This window comes from Pseudomonas sp. GW821-FHT07G06, from assembly GCF_058986625.1.
This window is the reverse complement of the sequence record NZ_JBYSVW010000005.1, coordinates 71,124-92,005: the sequence shown is the minus strand read 5'-3', so window position 1 is coordinate 92,005 and position 20,882 is coordinate 71,124. Positions and strand designations below refer to the sequence as shown.

Annotated in this window: 20 protein-coding genes; 7 read left to right on the top strand and 13 right to left on the bottom strand. The window is 58.8% G+C overall.

Annotation, left to right across the window (positions count from 1 at the left end; all coding sequences use genetic code 11):
- Window positions 1–5 precede the first annotated feature (5 nt).
- Window positions 6–1,097, bottom strand: a complete 1,092-nt coding sequence (aroC, locus tag AC3WJW_RS11660) for a chorismate synthase (protein ID WP_493726100.1) — start codon at window positions 1,095–1,097, stop codon at window positions 6–8.
- Between the two features lie 83 nt (window positions 1,098–1,180).
- Here aroC and AC3WJW_RS11655 point away from each other — a divergent pair, with 83 nt between their 5' ends.
- Both AC3WJW_RS11655 and AC3WJW_RS11650 read left to right on the top strand, forming a co-directional pair.
- Window positions 1,181–2,179, top strand: a complete 999-nt coding sequence (locus AC3WJW_RS11655) for an alpha/beta hydrolase (RefSeq protein WP_218481529.1) — start codon at window positions 1,181–1,183, stop codon at window positions 2,177–2,179.
- A 99-nt stretch (window positions 2,180–2,278) separates the two neighbouring features.
- Window positions 2,279–3,070, top strand: a complete 792-nt coding sequence (locus tag AC3WJW_RS11650; protein WP_493726099.1) for a hypothetical protein — start codon at window positions 2,279–2,281, stop codon at window positions 3,068–3,070.
- A gap of 83 nt (window positions 3,071–3,153) precedes the next feature.
- Here the strand turns inward: AC3WJW_RS11650 and prmB are convergent, their stop codons facing one another.
- Window positions 3,154–4,062 carry a 50S ribosomal protein L3 N(5)-glutamine methyltransferase gene (gene prmB, locus AC3WJW_RS11645; protein ID WP_493726098.1) on the bottom strand — a complete coding sequence of 303 codons (909 nt, stop codon included), beginning with the start codon at window positions 4,060–4,062 and terminating at the stop codon, window positions 3,154–3,156.
- 239 nt (window positions 4,063–4,301) lie between these two features.
- Here prmB and AC3WJW_RS11640 point away from each other — a divergent pair, with 239 nt between their 5' ends.
- From AC3WJW_RS11640 to AC3WJW_RS11625, 4 genes are all read left to right on the top strand, one after another.
- Window positions 4,302–4,892 carry a cysteine hydrolase family protein gene (locus tag AC3WJW_RS11640; protein ID WP_102700131.1) on the top strand — a complete coding sequence of 197 codons (591 nt, stop codon included), beginning with the start codon at window positions 4,302–4,304 and terminating at the stop codon, window positions 4,890–4,892.
- A gap of 131 nt (window positions 4,893–5,023) precedes the next feature.
- Window positions 5,024–5,344, top strand: coding sequence for a hypothetical protein (locus AC3WJW_RS11635; RefSeq protein ID WP_007974911.1), 321 nt, complete (start codon window positions 5,024–5,026; stop codon window positions 5,342–5,344).
- A gap of 78 nt (window positions 5,345–5,422) precedes the next feature.
- Window positions 5,423–5,980 (top strand): Smr/MutS family protein, encoded by a 558-nt coding sequence (locus AC3WJW_RS11630; protein WP_493726097.1) that lies wholly within the window; start codon window positions 5,423–5,425, stop codon window positions 5,978–5,980.
- A gap of 348 nt (window positions 5,981–6,328) precedes the next feature.
- A complete protein-coding gene (locus AC3WJW_RS11625; protein ID WP_493726096.1) occupies window positions 6,329–6,718 on the top strand; it encodes a hypothetical protein in 390 nt (129 codons plus the stop codon).
- Here AC3WJW_RS11625 and AC3WJW_RS11620 read toward each other — a convergent pair.
- Window positions 6,694–7,206, bottom strand: coding sequence for a lysis system spanin subunit (locus tag AC3WJW_RS11620; RefSeq protein ID WP_493726095.1), 513 nt, complete (start codon window positions 7,204–7,206; stop codon window positions 6,694–6,696). The two genes, AC3WJW_RS11625 and AC3WJW_RS11620, sit on opposite strands and share 25 nt — an antisense overlap.
- Complete coding sequence (locus tag AC3WJW_RS11615; protein ID WP_493726094.1) at window positions 7,203–7,628, bottom strand: cell wall hydrolase; 426 nt, start codon at window positions 7,626–7,628, stop codon at window positions 7,203–7,205. Before AC3WJW_RS11615 ends, AC3WJW_RS11620 begins: the two co-directional genes overlap by 4 nt.
- A 116-nt stretch (window positions 7,629–7,744) precedes the next feature.
- Between AC3WJW_RS11615 and AC3WJW_RS11610 the strand changes: the two genes are divergently transcribed.
- Entirely contained in the window at window positions 7,745–8,362 is a 618-nt protein-coding gene (locus AC3WJW_RS11610; protein WP_493726093.1) for a hypothetical protein, read from the top strand.
- 330 nt (window positions 8,363–8,692) lie between these two features.
- Here the strand turns inward: AC3WJW_RS11610 and AC3WJW_RS11605 are convergent, their stop codons facing one another.
- The 9 genes from AC3WJW_RS11605 to AC3WJW_RS11565 all read right to left on the bottom strand — a co-directional run bounded on the left by AC3WJW_RS11605 (window position 8,693) and on the right by AC3WJW_RS11565 (window position 20,879).
- Window positions 8,693–9,052 (bottom strand): phage tail protein, encoded by a 360-nt coding sequence (locus AC3WJW_RS11605; RefSeq protein WP_493726092.1) that lies wholly within the window; start codon window positions 9,050–9,052, stop codon window positions 8,693–8,695.
- A gap of 2 nt (window positions 9,053–9,054) precedes the next feature.
- On the bottom strand, window positions 9,055–9,774 hold the full coding sequence (locus AC3WJW_RS11600; RefSeq protein ID WP_493726091.1) for a hypothetical protein: 720 nt from the start codon (window positions 9,772–9,774) through the stop codon (window positions 9,055–9,057).
- A gap of 9 nt (window positions 9,775–9,783) precedes the next feature.
- The gene (locus AC3WJW_RS11595) at window positions 9,784–10,677 is read right to left on the bottom strand and encodes a hypothetical protein (protein ID WP_493726090.1); all 894 of its coding nucleotides are present in this window, start codon (window positions 10,675–10,677) and stop codon (window positions 9,784–9,786) included.
- 301 nt (window positions 10,678–10,978) lie between these two features.
- On the bottom strand, window positions 10,979–14,977 hold the full coding sequence (locus AC3WJW_RS11590) for a TipJ family phage tail tip protein (protein ID WP_493726089.1): 3,999 nt from the start codon (window positions 14,975–14,977) through the stop codon (window positions 10,979–10,981).
- 39 nt (window positions 14,978–15,016) lie between these two features.
- Window positions 15,017–15,601, bottom strand: coding sequence for a tail assembly protein (locus AC3WJW_RS11585; protein WP_493726088.1), 585 nt, complete (start codon window positions 15,599–15,601; stop codon window positions 15,017–15,019).
- Window positions 15,598–16,380, bottom strand: a complete 783-nt coding sequence (locus tag AC3WJW_RS11580) for a C40 family peptidase (RefSeq protein ID WP_493726087.1) — start codon at window positions 16,378–16,380, stop codon at window positions 15,598–15,600. The genes AC3WJW_RS11585 and AC3WJW_RS11580 overlap by 4 nt, the downstream gene beginning before the upstream one ends.
- 3 nt (window positions 16,381–16,383) lie before the next feature.
- Window positions 16,384–17,085, bottom strand: a complete 702-nt coding sequence (locus AC3WJW_RS11575) for a phage minor tail protein L (protein ID WP_493726086.1) — start codon at window positions 17,083–17,085, stop codon at window positions 16,384–16,386.
- Window positions 17,086–17,139: 54 nt separating this feature from the next.
- Window positions 17,140–17,484, bottom strand: coding sequence for a phage tail protein (locus AC3WJW_RS11570; protein ID WP_493726085.1), 345 nt, complete (start codon window positions 17,482–17,484; stop codon window positions 17,140–17,142).
- Window positions 17,484–20,879 carry a tape measure protein gene (locus tag AC3WJW_RS11565; RefSeq protein ID WP_493726084.1) on the bottom strand — a complete coding sequence of 1,132 codons (3,396 nt, stop codon included), beginning with the start codon at window positions 20,877–20,879 and terminating at the stop codon, window positions 17,484–17,486. The genes AC3WJW_RS11570 and AC3WJW_RS11565 overlap by 1 nt, the downstream gene beginning before the upstream one ends.
- Window positions 20,880–20,882 lie beyond the last annotated feature (3 nt).

The following is a 20,882-nucleotide window of genomic DNA, read 5'->3' as shown; positions in this document are numbered from 1 at the left end:
GCCATTTACAGCTGACCCAGCACCGGCGTGCTCACACGCACATCGGCGTTCTGCCCACGGTGACGCAGCAGATGATCCATCAGCACGATGGCCATCATCGCCTCGGCGATCGGCGTGGCACGGATACCGACGCACGGGTCGTGACGGCCCTTGGTGATCACTTCCACCGGGTTGCCGTGGATGTCGATGGAACGGCCCGGCGTGGTGATGCTCGACGTCGGCTTCAGCGCCAGGTGCGCAACGATAGGCTGCCCGGAGGAAATACCGCCGAGAATGCCGCCGGCATTGTTGCTGAGGAAACCTTCCGGGGTCATTTCATCGCGATGCTCGGTGCCGCGCTGGGCGACGCTGGCGAAACCGGCGCCGATTTCCACGCCCTTGACCGCGTTGATGCTCATCAGCGCATGGGCCAGTTCGGCATCGAGACGGTCGAAGATCGGTTCGCCCAGGCCTGGCATCACACCTTCGGCCACTACGGTGATTTTCGCGCCGACCGAATCCTGGTCGCGGCGCAACTGGTCCATGTAGGCTTCCAGTTCCGGCACTTTGTCCGGATCCGCGCTGAAGAAGGCGTTCTGCTCGACCGATTCCCAGGTCTTGAACGGGATTTCAATCGGCCCGAGCTGACTCATGTAGCCGCGAATCACGATGCCCTGGCTGGCCAGGTACTTTTTCGCAATCGCCCCTGCCGCGACGCGCATCGCGGTTTCCCGGGCCGAGCTGCGACCGCCCCCGCGGTAGTCGCGCTCACCGTACTTGTGGTGGTAGGTGTAGTCGGCGTGGGCCGGGCGGAACAGGTCCTTGATCGCCGAATAGTCCTTGGACTTCTGGTCGGTGTTGCGGATCAACAGGCCGATGGCGCACCCCGTGGTGCGGCCTTCAAACACGCCAGAGAGGATTTCGACTTCGTCGGCTTCCTGGCGCTGGGTGGTGTGGCGGCTGGTGCCGGGCTTGCGGCGGTCCAGGTCACGCTGCAGATCCTCCAGGGATATCTCCAGGCCCGGCGGGCAGCCATCGACAATGGCGACCAACGCCGGGCCATGGCTTTCGCCCGCGGTGGTGACAGTGAACAGCTTGCCGTAGGTATTGCCGGACATGCAGGACGCTCCGTGAAATGAACCTGAATACGTAATGCGCGCCAGTATACGCAGGCTACCCAAGTAGTTCATCCTCGAACCTTATGGGTGCCTGTGAGTCCAACCGGCATCTTCTTGATGATGGCGTGATGATGCTGCGAGTTCTAGCCTTGAGCCTTACCCTGATTTCCGGCTTCGCCCAGGCGACTGTCCTGCAACGGCCGATCACGTTGGACACCGGCACCGGCGAGCTTTTCGGCTCTTTGCTGCTGCCCAAGTCCGACAATCCGGTACCCGTTGTCCTGATCATTTCCGGCTCCGGCCCTACGGATCGCGACGGCAACAACCCTGACGGCGGGCGTAACGACAGTCTCAAGCGCCTGGCCTGGGTGCTGGCCAAACACAACATCGCCAGCGTGCGTTACGACAAGCGCGGTGTTGCAGCAAGCCTGGCCGCGACGCCGGACGAACGCAATCTGACGGTCGACGCGTACGTTTCCGACGCCGAGGCCTGGGGCCAGAAGCTCAAGACTGATCCGCGTTTCGGCAAACTGATCGTACTCGGACACAGCGAAGGCGCCTTGATCGCCAGCCTGGCCGCGCCAACCATCGACGCCGATGCGGTGATTTCCGTCTCGGGCAGCGCGAGACCGGTCGATCAGGTGATCCGCCAGCAACTGGGCAATCGCCTGCCACCGCCGTTGTTGGCGCGCAGTAACCAATTGCTCGACAGCCTCAAGGCCGGGAAACCCGACGACAATGTGCCGCCACCCTTGCAGGCCATTTTCCGTCCGAGCGTGCAGCCGTACCTGATTTCCCTGTTCCGCCAGGACCCGGCTGCAGCGTTCGGCCAGTTGAAGATGCCAGCGCTGATCATCCAGGGCAGCAACGACATCCAGGTCGGCGTCAATGATGCCAGGCTGCTCAAGGCCGCCAAACCGGACGCCGAACTGGCCCTGATCGAGGGCATGAACCACGTCATGCGCATCGTGCCCAACGACGTCAAACGCCAGCTGGCTTCCTATAAGGATCCGCAATTGCCCCTGGCGGCGGAACTGGGCACGCGAATCCTCGGGTTTATTGACGGACTTCGCACCAGTTAAGCGCTATTTGCCCTCCAGTCTTGAAAAAAACGGCCGATAAGCCTTTGTCGCCAACACATTGGTTGGCGACAAGCTGAGCTTGGACAGGATCTCGCCGTTATGACTGACACCCAGACTTCACCCGACACCACCGCTGAAACAGAAGCACCGCCAGCGGTCGAGCTGCCCTGGGCGGACGTCCACGTCGAGCACCACAAGATGCTCCGTCTGGCGCCGCTGCAGACTGACCGCAATACGGGCGGGCGCCCATTGCGCTTTGTCGAGTTCGGCTATGCCGAGCGCAACGACAAGGCGCGCAGCCTGATGCGCTTGAGCATCACCCTGCCCGCCCAGCGCGTGCGCAAGGAACAGAACCATCTGGATGTGTGGGTCGATCACGCGGAAAAGCGCGTGCATTTCGGACCGGAAAGCGGTTTGCAGGTCGAACCGCTGAACCGCGGCATCGGCCGATTCATGATCGCCCAGGGCATCAACTGGGCGAAGAAGCGCTGGCCCACCTACACCGTCGACGGCTTCGACCTGAACAACAAGGAAGCGCTCAACGAAGACACCCGCCTGCGCCGCGATCATTTTTTGCGCGTGCACGGTTTCGACGTGGTGTATGCCGATGCCCAGCATTTGAAAGGCAGCGTCAAAGCAGTCAAGGTCGGCGACCTCGCGGGGGACTGGAACAGCGAAAAACTGCAGGTCGTGGAGATTCTCGAGGCGGCACAGATGCTCCAGCAAGCCGAGCAGAACCTGGCCGAGCAGGAAGTCAAACTCAAGAAACACGAAGAGAAAGTCAGCAAATACAAACGCGAAGACGCCGGGCTGCGTTTCACCATCACGTGCCTGGTGGCGTTTGCGGTGTTTCAGGCGGGGTTGCTGATCTGGATTGCCACGCACCGTTGAATCAAAAGATCGCAGCCTGCGGCAGCTCCTACATGGAATGCGTACCCCTGTAGGAGCTGCCGCAGGCTGCGATCTTTTGCTTTCTAAACGCGGGAAGCGAACAACGCCTGATGCTCCCGGCACTGCTGCGCACTCAGCATGAACACACCGTGACCACCGCGCTCGAACTCCAGCCAGGCGAAGTCGACTTCCGGGTACAACGCCTCGACGTGCACCTGGCTGTTGCCCACTTCGACAATCAGCAAGCCTTTCTCGGTCAGATGATCCGCCGCTTCGGCAAGCATGCGACGCACCAGGTTCAAACCGTCATCGCCGCACGCCAGGCCCAGTTCCGGTTCGTGCTGGTATTCGTCCGGCATGTCGGCGAAATCTTCCGAATCGACGTAGGGCGGGTTCGACACGATCAGGTCGAAACGTTGTCCCGGCAAGCCCTCGAAGCCGTCCCCCTGCACTGTGTACACGCGCTCATCGACACCGTAGCGCTCGATGTTCTGATTGGCCACTTCCAACGCTTCGAACGACAGGTCGGCCAGCACCACTTCGGCATGCTGGAACTCGTAGGCGCAAGCGATGCCGATGCAACCGGAGCCGGTGCACAGGTCGAGAATCCGCGCCGGCTCGTTGGCCAGCCACGGGGTAAAACGGTTTTCGATCAGTTCGCCAATCGGCGAACGCGGAATCAGCACGCGCTCATCGACGATGAACGACATGCCGCAGAACCAGGCCTCGCCCAGCAGGTAAGCCGTTGGCACGCGCTCTTCGATGCGGCGCTTGAGCAGCAGCTGCAGGTGAACCACTTCGTCTTCTTCCAGATTGCAGTCGAGGTAGCTGTCGGCGATTTCCCACGGCAGGTGCAGCGCACCCAGCACCAGTTGACGGGCTTCGTCCCAGGCATTATCGGTGCCATGGCCGAAAAACAGATCCTCCCCATGGAAGCGGCTGACGGCCCAACGGATATGGTCACGCAGGGTGCGAAGGCGGGAAGTGATCACGACGGCAAACTCCAGAAAAATCGACGGGCGATTCTACCAGTCAAACGACGCCACGACGACGCGGGAAAACGACCGATTGAAATGTAGGAGTTATCCGTTTTTTCGCCAGGCTATTGAACAAAACGTGACTATTGACAAGGCTAGAGGCCAGCAACCACGGCACCTACGATCGTAGCGATTCACAGAACCGCTCAGCCAGAGGACAATGGCGCAAAAGCCCCACTCCAAGGAGCCCCAGAATGTCCGTTCCAAAAACGATGTTTCAACTCAGCGGTCGCGGTTATCCGGCAGCCAAACTGAGTCATGCGACCCTTATCATCATCGATGCCCAGAAAGAGTATTTGAGCGGGCCGCTGGCCCTCAGCGGCATGGATGAGGCCGTCGCGAACATCAAGCAGTTACTCGCCGCGGCCCGTGCCGCCGGCCGGCCGATCGTGCATGTCCGCCACCTCGGCACGCTCGGTGGCATGTTCAACCCGCAAGGTGTCGGTGGTGAATTCATTCCGGGTCTTGAGCCACAGAGCGACGAAACCATCATCGGCAAATTGCTGCCGAGCGCGTTCCACGGGACCGAACTGGCCAAACGCCTGGAGGACCTCGGCGCCCTCGACCTGATCGTCTGCGGCTTCATGAGTCACTCGAGCGTCAGCACCACGGTGCGCGCCGCGAAGAACCTGGGTTTCCGCTGCACGCTCATCGAAGACGCCTGCGCCACACGCGACCTGCCCTACAAGGGCGGTGTCCTGAGCGCCATGCACGTTCATCAGACCGAAATGGCGATCATGGGCGACAACTTCGCCACCCTCGCGCTGACCTGTGAACTGATCTGATCGACGCTCATTGAGCGGCCTGGAACGCCGCTCATCCGCAAAAACCTCTCATTTGCCGTAATTGTCTTAGCCTCAGGAACATCCCGGTCAACTCCCGGTCGAAGGGCCGATACCCATTGAGGAAGGTCGGAATGAAGTTATCCGATGGTTTTGACGCTCGCCGCTTGCGGCCCAAAGGCCAACGCAACTGGCGTTTTCGAATCGGCGCGACGTTCGCGGCATTGCTGGCGATGTGCGGCGTGTTGCTCGCCATGGCCGGTGCCGCCGGCCTGCTCGGCCACGCACCCGCCCTGGGTGAGTTGAACACCAGCCGCACCGGTGCTGCCGTGATCCTGGCCATCGGCCTGTTCGTGCTGTACCTCGGTGTCTGGCTGTGGCGCCGTTGCCGCCGTCGCTCGCGGCAGTCGCGGGAACTGGCCATGTCCCCGCACCTGATGAAAAAACACGACTGAGCCAAGCGCCGCGCGCGTTTTTGTCGCGCCCGATTCGCTTCGAGTTGGGTAAACTGGCCGCCCTTCGCGGAGGCTGACATGCAAGACGACGATTTTTCCCTGTTCAAAAGCGCGATCCAAGGCGTCAAGCCGATCAAGCACGATCGCGCCGAAACCGGCAAACCCAAGGCTGACTGCGCGCAGATTGCCAAACTGCGTCAAGCGGCCACCGTGCGCACCGATTCCACCACCGTTGACGGTCTGTCCGATCAATTCGTCATCGACGTCGGCCCTGAAGACGAGCTGATGTGGGCGCGTGACGGCGTGCAGGAAAGCCAGATGCGCAAGCTCAAGATCGGTCAGATTCCGTTCGAAGGCAGCCTCGACCTGCACGGCATGAGCGTGGAAAAAGCCCGGGAAACCCTCTGGGCGTTCCTCGCCGAAGCAACCAGATTCGAAATCCGCTGCGTGCGCGTCACCCATGGCAAGGCAGTACGCCTGGACGGCAAGCGGCCGATGATCAAAAGCCACGTCAACACTTGGCTGCGCCAGCATCCGCAAGTGCTCGGCTTTACCTCTTGCCAGGCGAAACACGGCGGTGCCGGGGCGGTCTATGTGATGCTCAAACGCACCATGATGGAAGGTCGCGACGAGTAAAGCTGATGCGCCACGCTTGCAGCGTCGTGTCCGTCACCGTACCCTTGCCCTTTGCGTAAAATCCCACAGGTAGTTTCATGTCCCTGGAACAGAATTACACGGCGATTTTAAAGGGGTAAGGCAAAGTAACAATAGTCAATGAAATCGGGCACTTGCTTACTCAGCAGTACCCGGTTTTACCCCTGATTACACGGTCAGTGGTACAAAAAGTGGTACAAGCTTCACTCCCTCCTTCGGCGTCCTGCCGACCGTTCGTCATCCCAAAAAAATGCAACTCGTCATCCCACTCTCGCCCAATCTGCACGCCTCGATTACTGTATATAAAAACAGTATCAATAAGGCCTGACTGTGGACCACTACGAAATCGAAGACACCAGCGACTGGCTGGGCTGCCCGACGCCGCTCGAAACCTGCCGGCATCAGCTCCGGATGGTCGAGAACGAAGTCGAGGAACTGACCCTGCAGCTACGTCAGGCCCGGCAGAACATCTTCAAGCTGGTCGAGATGCACGCCGAAGCGGCAGGTGAGCGCGATAGGCTTCGCTCTCTATTGGCCGATGCCAAGGCCGAAGCGGCAAATGCCAACAGGCGGGCGACAGACACCGAAACCCAGAGCAACTGGGCGTTGATGGCCAAGGACAAGCATATCGCCGAGCTGACGACCAAAATCCGCATACTCTCCGGTGAGAAACCGTTCGACAGCGCCTTCCCTCATCAGCGAGATACTTCCCGCACGTAGGCTTGGCACGCGGCCAATGCGATCAGTCCTTGGTCGCCAGCGTCGGTGATGGCGACAATTCGTTGAGCATGCGCTGGGTCAAGTCGGGCGCGCGTTCCTCCATGAACCACGCCGCCGGCGCCGGAGGCCGCAGACACTGAGCAGCCACCGGCTGAACTCGCATCGAGGAGGACTGACAGCCGCAGATCAGAAGTGGCAAGGCGATCGCGCAAGCGAGCCTGGTCTTTTTGTGCATTGGTCAAAGCCTCATGATGTGTTTGGTCGCTGACCGACAGTCGCTGCTCGAGCGCCAGGCGCTTGTCCTGATCGGCGCGAATCTGGGTAGCGGCCGCGCTGCTGATAGCGGCGAGGTCGTCCTGATGCAGCCCGGCCTGCTCGGCCAGTTGCTTGCCGTAGCGCCAGTCCTGAATCCTCCAGGTGCCGCCCACTGCGGCCAGCACCAGTAACAACACGCCAGCCAGCGCCAGCTTCAGCGAGGACTGGTTCATGGCACATCCTTGAAGAAGACGTGCCCGCCCAGCTTGAGGGTCTGCTTTGCCTTCTCCGACCAGGACGGAGGCGTCTTCATGGCGATCGCGTAGTAATGGGTGGCACCGCCGGTAGGATCCGGAACCTTTCCATCGATCACCTGGTCAGCGGCAATCCGCACCTGTGCGAGCTCACGGAACGGAATCTGCTTGGCGCCGCTCAGATAGGCAAAGTTCGGGTCGCTCTTGTTCCAGCAACTGAACTGGTAGGGCTTCTGGCACACGCCGGCATAGCCCTCCCCCCACCACGACTTGTCCTTGCCGTCGTTCACGCGGTTGCGGATGGTCCAGGCCACGGCGATCCGGCCGGCCAGGGATTCGCCACGGGCCTCGCCCCACAATGTGCGGGCGAGGATGTCGCGGTCTCTCTCGGATACGGTCATCACTTTTCTCCAGGCAAAAAAAATCCCGCTCGCTGGCGGGATGTAGTTATGGCTATATTGCTGGTATTCAAAGAGTCTTACCTAAACTCAGGCATTCATTACAGGAAGCACTAATTATGGATAGGTTCACCAAAGCAGTAGGATACGCACGGTCTTTGGAATGGCTCGCTGGCAAGTTAATCCCTATTGCTATTTTTTTCTTTGGCGGATCCATTCAAGTAGGCTTAGCCAAACTTACTCCGTGGCTGAACGAGAGCGGACCGATTATCTATTCCGCATTATTTTTTTTAGGCGCCTTCCTAAGCCTTTTCGCGTATTCCATGTTTCTATCGCTTGCAAAAAAAAGACTAATCCTCTCTCACGCCAGATCTATTACGGAAAGCGCAAACGCCAACCCACTGGAGAATGAATTCAACAAAAAATCCATAAGTACCGTAGATTTTTTTAGTCCATTTTATATACCTCACAAGAACAAGCGCTTTACAGATTGCAACATCATAGGAACTGGCAATATTTTTTTGCATGGCTGCTATTTAAAGGACGTAAATCTTAAAGGCGGACAAATAGTCCTACTTAGCAAAAATGCAAAGGTAATAAATGTGACTGTTTTCGACAATTGCGATTTTAAGGGTGGAAACTTTATTAGCTGTACGATTTTTATGTTCCCGGAAATGTATTCAGCAATGCCGGACCAAATGAAAGAAAATATACCCGTGATAAGTACAGGAACTTAATTTCACTGCTTTCAGGTTTCTACTGGAGAGTTCTGCCTTGGCTTCGGCCAGTTGGGCGGCCTGTGCGAGGGCGGCCTTCATGGCCTTGGTGATCAGTTGGGACCAGTCGATATTCATGCCAGCACCTCGGGGACAACAGCGGTCAGTTCATCGGGCAGCGGCGGAGGGAAAATTACCGGTCCATCAGGAACGTTTACCAGGTCACCGGGAAATGCTTACACGGGGCTGTAGTTCGATGGAATTGGAAGCAGCTGCTGCTGGGTGATCGGCATCACTTTTCTTCAGGCAAAAAACACCGCTCAAGGGCGGTCATCGATGTGCAAGTCATGATCAGGCGTCAGTGACCACTTCCTCCGGTGTCGGAGGCGGCGTTTCCATAGCCGGCGCTTCCGGCACCAGGATGTGCAAGGTGATCATGTGCTTCAGGTCATACGGTTGACCATCCTTCGTGACCGTCACCGTCAGCACGCCGTCAGCGAAGTCCGTTTCCACATCGGCACGGCCGTCCACCTGGTTGATCGTGTAACCCCATCCATCGTCTAGCGGCGGGAATGGAACCATACCCAGGCATCCGGTAATGCGGTACACGCCAACAGATTCGCGCGACGACGTAACGAGACCTGCCCCATTGGTTACGAAGTCGTAGGTCGCGCCCGTAGCGCCGAGGACATTGATTGCTGCTCTTGCCATGGTCAAATCGCCTTCAGGGTGCCGTCAGCGGCACGGGTGGTGTTGCCAGTGTGGTAAACCTCGCGCATTAAAGCGGTCGAGTACGTTCCAGATCGGAAATACATCCGCCCAGAAAAAGACATAAGGATCTGCGATCCGTATGAAGGGCTGTCATAGCCCGCATTGATCATGGTGCCTTGGGTGGAAGCCTCAGGCGCTCCAGTCGTCGAGGCCGACCACGTTTTGAAAGAATTCCCATACACGTTAATGGTGCTCGCATTCGGGGACTTCAAATCATCGACAAGCATCACGTTTCCGGTAGCAGATCCTGCGACGAGCGTAGAAGCACTGCCCAGCCCCAGGCCGTTACGCGCCGTCGCTTGTGTCGTCCCGCCAGTCCCGCCCTTGGCCACCGGCACGATGTTCTCGGTCGAAACCGAGCCGAGCCCTGCGAGCGTCGTACCCCATTGCTGCAGAATGGCCTGCGCCTGATCGGCGAGTTGTTTCACGTAGCCTTGAATCGGGGCCACCGTATAGCCGGCACCACCTGCCGTGACGCCCGCATAAGGCGGATAAATCGCCAACACCGTTGCGCTGGCGATGTTGGTCACTTCATGCAGCGCGCCATTGGGGCCGATGAAGGCATCCCCCACCCTGGCATTGGCGGCGAAATCCGTGCCAATGCCGGTAACGGCCGTTGATCCATTTGTAACAGTCACTGATCCTGTTCTGTACCAGGGCATAGTTGTTCCTTATCCGAAGGGGAATGGGAGGTTGGCGGTGGTGATGTAAAGCGCTACCGGATAGCGGTCTGTTGCGATGTTGAAAAAAGATACCGGTAGGCTCCACCCAAAGTTGTTTGGTGTTGACTCGGTGGTTGCGGCAGAAGCTCCCATCATGAAAGAGATTCCACCTAGCCTGCCGTAAGCACCTTCCAAGACGCTGTAAACCTTGAAAAAAGAAGTGCCGCCTGATAGGAAATCACCAACCCCACCCCCGCGTGACCACGGTAAGTAGACGGCGTATTCAACTCCGGCCGCGAGAGGGATATCAATATACGAGTCAACTTGACCAACTTTGTAGATACCAGTACTAGTATCCTGAGCTTGTCGAACTCTATTTGCACCACCTGCGTAACATGTGGTGTACCTACCGTTATTGTCTAAACTACCCGGAGCAGGCGCTTGGTATGATCCAGCGACATTCAACGGTGGTTGTAGAGAGTTGAATGTGAGCACGCCCGATGAATTATACGTCTTCAGGTAAGGCCCACCGGCAACGTTGTCAGACATCAAATCGAAACAGTAGAACTTTGTACTCGCACTTGCATTTGAGTAAAAGTATGTAATCGAACCACCGGATACAGATGAGCCGTTTAGAGTACCTGAACCCGTGATAAATACGATTGGGGATTTTGCGTTGGTTACAGTAAACCCCCACAAGCCATCCGCAAAATTCAACGAGGACTGAACGGTTGATGCCGTCCAGTTGGCCCCGTCTGATGGATCTAGTTGTGCCGATTTTAAAAGGCGGCGGGTCCAGGCCTGTTGATACGTAATGTATCCGCTTTTAACCAGTCCATACGTGATGTTGTTGGTATCAAAAAGCAGGCTACCGTCTGCCTTCTTAACGACTAACTGCGGCATCAATAATACCCATAGTAGATTCGTGCGTTAGCAGAGAAGAACCCCCACCCGTTTGTCGGGTATAGGTACGCCCACGACAGGATGCCACTAGAAAGGGTGACCCCCGGTAACTTACCAGTGGTCCCCATGTTAACGAGTGGCACAACAACGAAATACTGTGTTTTACCAGTCGGAGGAGCTGGAATGGCAACACTTCCACCCGCAGCCCCCGTATCGACTGAGCCCTGTGTTTGGCTAATAAACATGGTCATATCAACCAATACTTGATTGGCCGCGTTTTTGAGTGTGATCCCTGTCATAGTTATAAGCTCAAGTCGATGCCCAATACCCCATTGGCGTGATAGAACTTCAAGGACGTACTGGTAAGTTGCATCCTTCCACTACCGTTGGCCCCATTCATTTCAAACCCGCCATTCTTGTTGATGGCCCAACCCGACACTCCAAACACATAATTTGTTGAGGCGATGTACTCGCCGATCTTGGCGTTCGTAATGCTGCCGTCCTGAATGAACGCATCACGAATAAACGTCTGCCCACCCGACACCGCGAATGGTGAAACGGGGGTTCCGTTCGCCAGGTTCAGCAGCATGAAAGTGTCTGCCCTGACCACAAACTGCGATGACACGCCAGAGGGATCGACCTGCAAACCGAGCCCGAAGGAAGCGGCGTACTTCTGTCCGCCGGCGGTGGTTTCCATCTTCACCGACCAGATCGTCGACAGCTTCCCGTCAAGTGCTGCCTGCGCCTGCGATACGGTTTGCACGGCAGCGGTATTGCCACTGATCGAAGCCTGCAGTTGCTCCGAACGTTCGACTTGGGCCAGATCCGCCGACGCCAAGGCGCGGGTTTTCTGCGCGAAGAGCGCGGTGCTCTGGCACGCCTGAATCACCCCCGCCAAATCACCGTTGGCTGTGTCGTCCCGGCCCATGCCGTACACCGCCTGAACGGTGTTTTTCACTCCAGCCAGCGCCTCGTCGGTGTTGACTTGCGACGTCTGCACCTCTTGGATTTTGGCGGTGTTCTGCTCGACCTTGGCTTCGTTGGTATCGATACGCTGGGTTTGCGCCGCGTCGGCCGCCGCCCGCGTTTCAGACTCGACGCCGAGCGCCGCCGTGTTGCCGGCTACGCCACTAGTGAGCTGATCAAGGCGCGCGGAAGTGGCAAACTTGTCCGTCACGACCACGGTTTCCAGCGACCGAATCCCCGCCCTGTTCTCGCTCACTGCCGCATCAAGTGCGGTGGTGCGTTCGACCTGCGCCAAGTTGTCAGCTGCCTGAACCTTCACCTGTTGCGCAAATGATGCGGCGCTTCCCCAGTCATTGAGGACACCAGCCAACGATGCCGAGCCGTCGTCAACGCGGTACGCCGCACGCAGCGACTGTAAGGCCGCCGCCGAAGCCGTGACCTTGCCGTCCACCTCGGTGATCTTGGTGCTGTTGAAGGCGACCTGTTCCGCCAGTGCATTGGCGGACTGCAGCAGGGTTCCGACATCCGTCCAGTAGGTGACATTCGGTGGCGCGGCATCCACCGGTACCGCGCTGATGGCTTGGTACAGATGCTGGCCCTGCCGGACGATCTCACCGGCGACGTAGGTTTTGCTCGGGTCATACGCCAAGGCGTCGGTGACCTGATCAATCAATGCGGTCAGCTCTTCCTTGGCCTGATCCAGGCGCTCATTCACGGAGCCCGGGCCAGTGCCATCGATCAATTCGATGCGGCCCAACAGATGCTCACCAAGCTCCGTCTCGGTGAGTTTGCCGACCAGTACGTCCAGGACGGGCGCAGCATCGGAGCTGGCCTGCCCCATCACGCCGTTTACCACGGGATAGAACGGGCCGATGTTGCCGGTCCGGTCGACCAGGCGCGCCCAGAAGAAGAAGGTCGCGCCAGCCAGCAGACTTTGCATGGCGTAGTCGCTTTGCGGGTAAGCGAGATCGGCCAGCTTGGTTGCAACTTCCAGGTTGTTGGCCGGCCCGTACCAGATCTCCGTGTGCTGGGTGTCCTCGGCGCCAGCGGGGAACCCCCACTTCAGGCCGATACCAAACAGCAGCGAGGTGGCCGTCAGGAACGACACCGCCGGTGGCAACCCGGTTTTCCCCATCAGGTCGGTGAGTACCGAGTTGGTCGGAATAGAAGACACATTCAACGCACTGACTGCACGAACCCGGGCCAGATACTGGCCGGAGTAAATGCCTCGCACATCCACCGCCAATTCACCGGTGCGAGGAACCTTGACCCACTCTCGGGCACCCCAGCGCCATTCGACGTCATACGCGACAGCACCTGGCGCAGAATCCCAAGCAATGGTCATGTTCGTGACGGCAATACCCTGCTCGACGACGACATGCTGGCTGAGCAGCACGCGAGCCGGTGCGGCCTGCGTTCCGACCGGGATGCCCGTAATTGGCCGCGTATCAACGACCGCGCCGAAATCGATCGCGTCGAACTTGCTCGGCTCATGTTGAATCATTTCGAACTGAAACTGATGCCACTCCGGACGCGTCACGTTGCGGACGTAGAACTGCATCAGCTTCAGGTCGTCGTAATCGATCGCCCACCCACATTCAGCCTGTGGTACTTCGCTGTAATCCGCCATAACGGTCAGCGCCCGACCGACTGCCGACTTCACCACGCGGGCTTCTGACTTGCCGCTGGGCAAGTTGACGAAGAGCCTCGCACCGGCTGGCACTGGAGTATCGCGATCCAGGGTTATGACTCGGCCGGCAACTGCCGAAATACGCCCGCCATTCGCACGCCCAGCCAGCGCCGGGTCGGCGATGGCAATCACTTGGCCGGGCTTGGGGATTTGTCCATCAAGCCCCACACGCATGGTGGCGCCCCGTGTTTGCAACTGCTCGGTCAACAGCGCCCATTGGCCGGCTCGCTGTCCTTGGCCCAGCGACGTACAGCCAATGGCGTCGACCGCGAGCTCGCGCACCATGCCCAGTTCGCCCATGGCGTCGTCATCAAAGACTGGCTCCTTGTCAGTCTCGAAACCTTGATCCGGATTATCCCAAGCGACCATCGCCAGGGTGTGTCGGTCGCGCGCCCGGGTGCCCTCGTACTTGATCTCACCGTTGTTGAGGATCTGCGACGGGCTGTAGGTGTAGACCGGATCGCCCGGCATATCGGCGTTGACGACAATCTGGCTGCCATCCCAGTAGGCCATGCCGTGGAAAATCGAGGCCAAATCCTGCAATACCGCGTAGGCCTCGGCTTGTTTCTGAAAGTACAGGTTGCAGGTGAATCGTGGCTCTTGCCCGCCCTTGCCGTCCGGTACCATTTGGTCGCAATACTGCCCGATGCGGTATAGCGACCACCGATCAATCATGGTCGCGTCGATGCGTTCGCCAAGACCGTAGTACGGATGCAACACCAGGTCGTAAAACACCCAGGCCGGGTTGTTGGTGTAGGCCTCCTGAAAGGTTCCGTCCCAAACGCCTCCGCTTGTACCAGCGCCACTGGTGCGGTAAGTCCTGGTCGCGGCGTCATAGTTGGCGGGCACCCGCACGATGCGCCCGCGCATCAGTGCCGCGACCTTGGCGATGTCACCGCCGAACTGCTGGGCGTCGTACTCAAGGCAGCCTACAGCGGTCAGTGGGTACTCCTGATCACTGTCGACCACCTCGGCGATGGCCTCAACCAGCATCCCGTCTTGAATCAGCGAGCTGTTCGCCTCGGGCGTCAGGCGCCGAACTCGGATTGTCCAGCGACTGCCGGCGGGGAGTTCGACCCGATGAGAGCGCTCGTACTTCGTGACGTTCTTGCGGTCGACGAAAGAACTGAGGACTTGCACGTACGGTCCGGCGTCGGTCGATATCTCAACGGAGTATTCGATCCGGACACCATTGATGTTGCCGCTGGCATCCTGGCTTTGCAGTTGTGGCCACGCGAAGCGAATGCGAACGGCATCGATCAGGGAATTGTTGATGGTGTGCAGCCACGGCGTGGTGCTGACCAACTCCTGATTCACGGAGATTTCATTGCTCGCTTCCGATATCCCTTCGAGGCGCGACTGGTTCAGCTCTCCGGAACGGAACTGCCATTTCACGCCAGGGAAGTTGAGCGTTCCGTCCTCAGCCTGCACCGGAGTACCGTCGAGCTTGAGCGAACGAAGACCATTCACCAGGCCAACGATCGGCCCCCAGCTCCAGAGGTAAACAATGCGGGCCGTTGCAATAGACGGAACACTGTTGGATGCAATGCTCGGCTGCTTCTGCTTGGCCTGTCCGCCCTTGCTGCCGGCGACGGCGCGGCGTTTTCTCGGTGCAGTTCGCGGCGCCTTCTTTGCTGCGCTCATTCGCCTCTCCAGAATGCAAAAACCCGCCGGAGCGGGTGGTTATATGTTGTCTTGCGTGTAGATTCCGCCGGACTCAATCGCCCCGCCGATCTCCCGTTCGCCATAAAGCAGCGGGTACGGGTTGCCCTGGGCAATGGTCGTGACTGCTCCGCCGAAGCCGTAGCTGGGGTTGTTGCCGTCTTCGTTCTTCTCACTGGTGTTGGACTTCGTGGTGGGCGACAGCATTTGCACTACGCCACCCAGCCCCATAGCGGCACCACCGGCGAGCAAGGCAGTGCCCAGCATTGAGCTCGTGCCACCGGTGAACATTCCCCCCACGATCAGTGCCACACCGAGCAGGGTTTGAAACATGCCCGCCTGTTTGCTGCCCTGAATGATCGGCATGATGCGGATATCGCCGCCTCCGGCATCCTTCAGATCGAGCTCCGCTTCGGCGATGTTTCGATCATCGACGAACACAGCGAAGACAAGGCCGCGCTCCTCCGCTTGGCGCAGAAACTGCTCGAAGCCTGGCTTCAGGTTGCACAGCGCGCTCATCGCATCGCGCACGCCGTGGATATCCAGCACATACTGGCGACCGAAGCGCTTCCCCAGCACACCACCCAGTTTTATGGTGCGCTTCATGGTCGGTAGTCCTTGTGCCGAAGAATCAACTTCACCCGGTTGGCCTGCGACCAGCCGTAGACTTCACGACTGGCGAGACGCCCGGGCATGTGGTGGTAAATGAATGGGCCAGCGCCGCCCAGGGTGGCCGCGGGCTCACTGACCAAAGCAGGCTCATCGCCCAAGTAGATCGCCGCATGGTTGGGGTGAAAGCAGTTTCTGCCCGGGGTCGGGATCTGCAGCACCAGCATGTCGCCGCGCCGCGCCGTTTCCACCTGATAGAAACCGGTGGCTTTGAAGTTGTCTTCGTACAGGCTCGGCCCTGACTCGTCCTCCCACCACAGGTCCTGTCGCTCAAAGTTCGGTAACTGAAGCCCGGCTTCCCGGGCATACCAATCCCGGCAAGCGGCCCAGCAATCTAGAAGACCATGGGAGAAGTCCCGGCCCAGTAGCGGCGCCTGGAACCCCGATGGCTTGAACCATTCAAACTCGCCACCCGGCCACCCGACAATGCCCCACGGCAACTCATGCAGCTCGCAACTGACCCGGTCGGCCATGCTTGGTGTCGGGGCCTTGTCCGGGTGGCTGTGAATGATCGCCAGCACGTCGCCGCGATCCTCGGCAGCTGCCTGGTCCCGCTCGCAAATCTGGAAGTTTTCCCGGTCAGTTTTCGCCAAGTTGGCACACGGCACATATTCACGGCCATTGGCGGTGTTAATCAGCAGACCGCAGGCTTCAGCCGGATAGGCCTGAGCCGCGTGGGCACGAATCGCGTCCTGCAATTGTTTGTTGATACGCATGGATTACCTCGAGCTTGCGATCAGGCTCGCGCCCATTGACCCACCGAACCGGCGAGTGTTGCCGCGCAGCTTGCAGCTGCTCCACCAGCCGCCGCAGCGATCGAGCGCAGGGTTGTCGGTGGGCTGATTCTTTTTGTCGAACATGGCGGTGCCGGTGTACGCGCAGGCCTCTCCCCGATACCCGCCGCGACAAGCCCACCGGCAGAGCTTGGTGATCTGTTGCGAAGGCAGCTGCTGGCCCTCCATGTCTGTGGGGCTCGACAGCGAAAACACCACCGAGGCGCGACTTTCTTCGGTCTTCTGCTCGATGTACCAGAGGTTGATCTTGCTCTGATCACTGGCGGTAGGATTTCCCTCGGGGAAGTTCGCCGCGTCCAGAAAGTGCCGAAACGTTTCGATGACCCGCACCTTGGCGCCGGCCAAATCACGGAACTGCAAACACAGCGCGGTGATAGCGCCGGGAACGCCACCCAACTCGTTGGCGACCTGCAACGTCGGCGATGCCGGTCGGCCATCCCCGCGAATATCGAAACCTTTGGCCGTGATTTGGAGCGGCGAATAAACCTGCCCTTGCCAGATGATGTCGCCCTCCTGGGCGTGTCCATGAAAGCGCCAGAGGTTTGCCCCCAGGCGAGTGGCATCGAGCTCGAACAGCCGAATCTGGTTGCCCGGCTCGAGCTTCTGTATGTCAGTGCTGTAATTCATGAGCCTCCAGAAATAGAGAACCCCGCACTTGGCGGGGCTCGATTGAATGGTGGATCAGGGGGTGTAGACCTGCTTGAAGACAAAGGTCAGCGTATAGACCGTGCCGCCTTGTGGACGCGACTTGTACCCGTTACAGCGGTACCGGCCTTGCACGCCACCCGGTGGTGTCCAGAGGAATGACTTGTAACCCTCGTGACGATCAATGAACGCCTGCACCAGCGGCAACTCATCACCCTCCTCCAATGCGCCGGTGTGCGTGAGGTTCCAGACCTGGCGCTTGGTGTTGATGCCAATGCCGCCGGCCTGGGTGTAACCATCGCCGAAATCGTTTTCCCAAGTCGACTGTGAGACATCCCCATCAGCCCCAAGCTGAACGTCGTAAATGAATACTTCGGCCATCAGTTACGCCTCCAGAGTCTTCCACCTTGACGCATCTCCCGATCGAGAAACTGACCGAACCGCGACTCAAGGCCGGCACTGATTGATTCGCCCTGCATTTGCGCTTGTTGCTCGCTCATGCCTGGCTGTGCCTGCACGGTCACCGGAGCGTTGAAGATGATGGGGGCCTGCCCGTTGGAGGAAGAATCCCCACCGGTGCTGCCAGACGGCCTGATCATCGCCGCCTTGCCGTTGGCCATTGCCTCCAGGGTTCCAACGCCAATCCGCGCCGTAGCCTCCGAGTTGAACACGTACTCGCCACGGTGGACCGGACCGGCAACTTCGTCACGTCGCCCATTACCGGTGTAGCCACCCTCCATAAAGCCAACACCAGACATGGCCGTCATGCCAACCGCCGAGGCGAGTGGACCCGTGACGCTCAACGCCGTGGCCATTGCAGCAGGCGCGGCCGCCGGGCCAATGATTGGAATCGCTGCGGTGGAGGCATAGGCGTTCAGTCCGGCCTGCAAAGACATCGCCGCCGCATTGGCGCCGAGCGTCCCCGCCGCAGTTGCCTGGGTGGACTTACCAACCAGCATCTGTACGCCCTGATAAATCAGCCATTGCGCGGCCATGTCGCCCAACGCCTTCAACATCGACTTGGCAAAGTTGCCGACCATGTCGCCCAGGGCATCGTCTGCTTCTTCCGCACCGCTGGCCACGTCCGAGAAGAACGTGCCCAAGTCGCCCGTTGCAGTATCCAGTGCACCCGACGTGAAGTCGGCGGCGATCTGCGAATAGTCCCGAGCGGCATCGGCGTAGTTGGCCCATGCTTCGTTGACCCCGTTCATCCAGTTCGATTGGTACTCGTCGACCTGCTGGTAAAACATCTCTTGAGCGATGAGACGTTCAGCCAGTGCCTCCTTGAGTACCGTGGTCTCACTGGCGTAGAGCTCCGGCGTGATCTGATCGGTATTTCGCTGCTCGTTTAGGCTGGCCAGGTCTGCCGCGTACTTCTGCCGAAGGGCCAGGTCTGCACGCATACGGTCACGGGCTTTGTCGCCCATGCCGATGCCGGCCAGCTCCTGGTCGAAGCCATCTTTGGTAGTTTGCGTCCCTGTGGCCTGGGCATTTTTGAAGGCCGTCAGCTTCAGGTCATCTTCATTGGCCTTTTTGATTTTGTTCAGTGCGTCCAGCTCGGCGGCCATGCCTATGAGCTTTTTCTTCTGCGCTTCGTTCAGCGTCCCGAGTTTTCCTTCCTGCAGCTCGAAGGAAAGCTTCATTACCTCAGTGGCGTCTTTTTGCTTGTCGCCGCTGGTGTTGATCAGATCGATCTGGCGTCTGTAACTCTCCTCGGTCGACTCGAAAGCTTTCAGTTGCTGCTTGGCAGCCGACTCTGATTCGCTGGCATTCTTTTTTGACGCCTTGGCGGCGGCATCATCAGCGGCCTTCTGTGCATCCTTGGCGGCTGCCGCCGAACGGATGGCGACAATCATGTCTTCGGTAAGCAGCGTATTTTCAGAAATAAACCTGTTTGCTGCCTCGAGAGCCGTCTTGTCCTGAGCAGCGCCCAATTGCTTCTGTAACTGCTCTAGGTACTTCTGACCTACCCCGGCAGCGCCGGCCCGAGCTGCTGCGTTTTCACGTTCAGCGCGAGTATTCGCATCTGTCTCACCAGTGAGCTCAGCCACCGCAGTTTTGAGCCGCCCGACAACCTCAGCTTTCTCCGCGGCCGCCCCGCCACTCTTTTCAAGAGCGTTGGCCATTTCGGCGGTGACACCAGGAACTTCTCGAACCTGGTCGGCCACAGCCTTCCAGTCAACAACCATCCCGGCCGACTGATCCGACGACGCCTTCTTGATAATGTCCATCGCCGACTGGAACTCAGCCGGCAGTGGAGCGACACCACCCATGAAGCCTGATGCACCAGCCAGGCCAGCGTTTGTAAGACTGCTCTGAAATTCAAACGCTATGGAGCCCGCGGCTGTGGAAAGCTCACTTTCCGCGTCCTCAATCGAAGCTTTGAGTTCACGAAGCGTGACCGACTGAGTAGCTCGGTTGAGCTTATTGAATCGCTCAACCAACTTGTCGATTGGATCGCCAAGGTCGCCAAGCTTCTTTTCCAGAACACTGGTATTGTCGCGCAGGGTGATGAATGCGGTAGCGGCGCCGATAGCGAGAGCGGCAACACCGACCGGACCACCAAGAAGACCAACCAACCCACCGCTGACGCGACTCAGGCCTGCTTGGGCGGCCGAAACAGCGCTGGTCGCCCCAGCTTCCACCATTCGGGCTTCCGCTAACTGGAGAGACATTTGCGTTTGAACGGCGGTACCGCGTGCAGCGATCGCTTCTTTCTGAGCGAGGAACACCGTTGTTTGCGCTTTTTGCTGTTCCGCCTGAGCTGCAAGAAGAACAGAAACTGCCTGAGCTTTACGCGCCGCAACGTCTTTGTAGGCTGAATAGGCTGCAACAGCGGCAGAGTTTGCCGATGTCACACCGTACCTTGTCAGTGCGGTGATGGCGGCGAAAATTGCGATATCGGCCAGAGTTGAGAAATTGTCGCCCACAACGGAAATGCTGCTTCCAAGCGCTCCAGTGAAATCGACTGCCTCGTTCAGCTGTCCGATGTACACGGTGAACGCGTTGGAGAGGTTCTGCACTGCATCGCGTACCGCCACACTCATGCTATCCGCCAAGACTCCATTCGCCTCAGCTGACTTTTGCAGGCCCTCAGTCAGGACGTCCAGGCTAAGCTTGCCTTGGGCTCCAAGGCTACGAATCTCTTCAGCTGTCCTACCAGTTGATTTGGCAATGGTATCGACTACGGTCGGCATGGCCGCGAGAATCGACTGCCAGCCATCAGCTTCGACCTTCCCGGTTTGCAGCGCTTTGGAATAGGCGTCGATGGCGGCACTGGCCTTATCGGCCGAAGCCGAGTTGGTCACCAGCAGGAAGCCGAAACTGTCCATTACATCCAGTGCTTGGTCGGTGTTGTAGCCCATCGACTTCAAGCTGTCAGCGGTCCGGATGTAAAGCTCTTGCGCCTCACTCAATGGGCGATAGGTGCGCTTCGCAGTTTCCAGCAGACGCTGCTGCACCTGGTCATATTCGCCCACGCTGCTGGTGGCCATGCCGATTCGGTCGGACATTTGACCGTAGGAGTCTGCCGTCTCGATGATCTTACTAATAGACGCGGTACCAATGGCCGCAGCAAGAGCGCTCTTGATCAGCCCAGCGGCGCTTTGAGCACTCTCGCCGGCACGATCAAAAGCCTCATCAACACGCCCCAGACTCTTATCGATCTTGCCAGACGCCTGGGCGACACTGGAGTCCGCGCGTGCCATTTCCTGCCGCAGCTGTGCGGTGGTCGCCTCGATGCGAACCAGCATTCCCTGAACGTCTGTATCTGCCATGCA

What these genes read in the sequence shown, in the direction of transcription:
- AC3WJW_RS11575 (WP_493726086.1), bottom strand. Translation starts at nt 17,085, where the DNA reads ATGAATTACAGCACTGACATACAGAAGCTCGAGCCGGGCAACCAGATT.
- AC3WJW_RS11630 (WP_493726097.1), top strand. Translation starts at nt 5,423, where the DNA reads ATGCAAGACGACGATTTTTCCCTGTTCAAAAGCGCGATCCAAGGCGTC.
- AC3WJW_RS11585 (WP_493726088.1), bottom strand. Translation starts at nt 15,601, where the DNA reads ATGAAGCGCACCATAAAACTGGGTGGTGTGCTGGGGAAGCGCTTCGGT.
- AC3WJW_RS11640 (WP_102700131.1), top strand. Translation starts at nt 4,302, where the DNA reads ATGTCCGTTCCAAAAACGATGTTTCAACTCAGCGGTCGCGGTTATCCG.
- AC3WJW_RS11615 (WP_493726094.1), bottom strand. Translation starts at nt 7,628, where the DNA reads ATGACCGTATCCGAGAGAGACCGCGACATCCTCGCCCGCACATTGTGG.
- AC3WJW_RS11580 (WP_493726087.1), bottom strand. Translation starts at nt 16,380, where the DNA reads ATGCGTATCAACAAACAATTGCAGGACGCGATTCGTGCCCACGCGGCT.
- AC3WJW_RS11655 (WP_218481529.1), top strand. Translation starts at nt 1,181, where the DNA reads ATGGGTGCCTGTGAGTCCAACCGGCATCTTCTTGATGATGGCGTGATG.
- AC3WJW_RS11620 (WP_493726095.1), bottom strand. Translation starts at nt 7,206, where the DNA reads ATGAACCAGTCCTCGCTGAAGCTGGCGCTGGCTGGCGTGTTGTTACTG.
- AC3WJW_RS11605 (WP_493726092.1), bottom strand. Translation starts at nt 9,052, where the DNA reads ATGGCAAGAGCAGCAATCAATGTCCTCGGCGCTACGGGCGCGACCTAC.
- AC3WJW_RS11600 (WP_493726091.1), bottom strand. Translation starts at nt 9,774, where the DNA reads ATGCCCTGGTACAGAACAGGATCAGTGACTGTTACAAATGGATCAACG.
- AC3WJW_RS11595 (WP_493726090.1), bottom strand. Translation starts at nt 10,677, where the DNA reads ATGCCGCAGTTAGTCGTTAAGAAGGCAGACGGTAGCCTGCTTTTTGAT.
- AC3WJW_RS11610 (WP_493726093.1), top strand. Translation starts at nt 7,745, where the DNA reads ATGGATAGGTTCACCAAAGCAGTAGGATACGCACGGTCTTTGGAATGG.
- aroC (WP_493726100.1), bottom strand. Translation starts at nt 1,097, where the DNA reads ATGTCCGGCAATACCTACGGCAAGCTGTTCACTGTCACCACCGCGGGC.
- AC3WJW_RS11590 (WP_493726089.1), bottom strand. Translation starts at nt 14,977, where the DNA reads ATGAGCGCAGCAAAGAAGGCGCCGCGAACTGCACCGAGAAAACGCCGC.
- AC3WJW_RS11635 (WP_007974911.1), top strand. Translation starts at nt 5,024, where the DNA reads ATGAAGTTATCCGATGGTTTTGACGCTCGCCGCTTGCGGCCCAAAGGC.
- AC3WJW_RS11570 (WP_493726085.1), bottom strand. Translation starts at nt 17,484, where the DNA reads ATGGCCGAAGTATTCATTTACGACGTTCAGCTTGGGGCTGATGGGGAT.
- AC3WJW_RS11650 (WP_493726099.1), top strand. Translation starts at nt 2,279, where the DNA reads ATGACTGACACCCAGACTTCACCCGACACCACCGCTGAAACAGAAGCA.
- AC3WJW_RS11565 (WP_493726084.1), bottom strand. Translation starts at nt 20,879, where the DNA reads ATGGCAGATACAGACGTTCAGGGAATGCTGGTTCGCATCGAGGCGACC.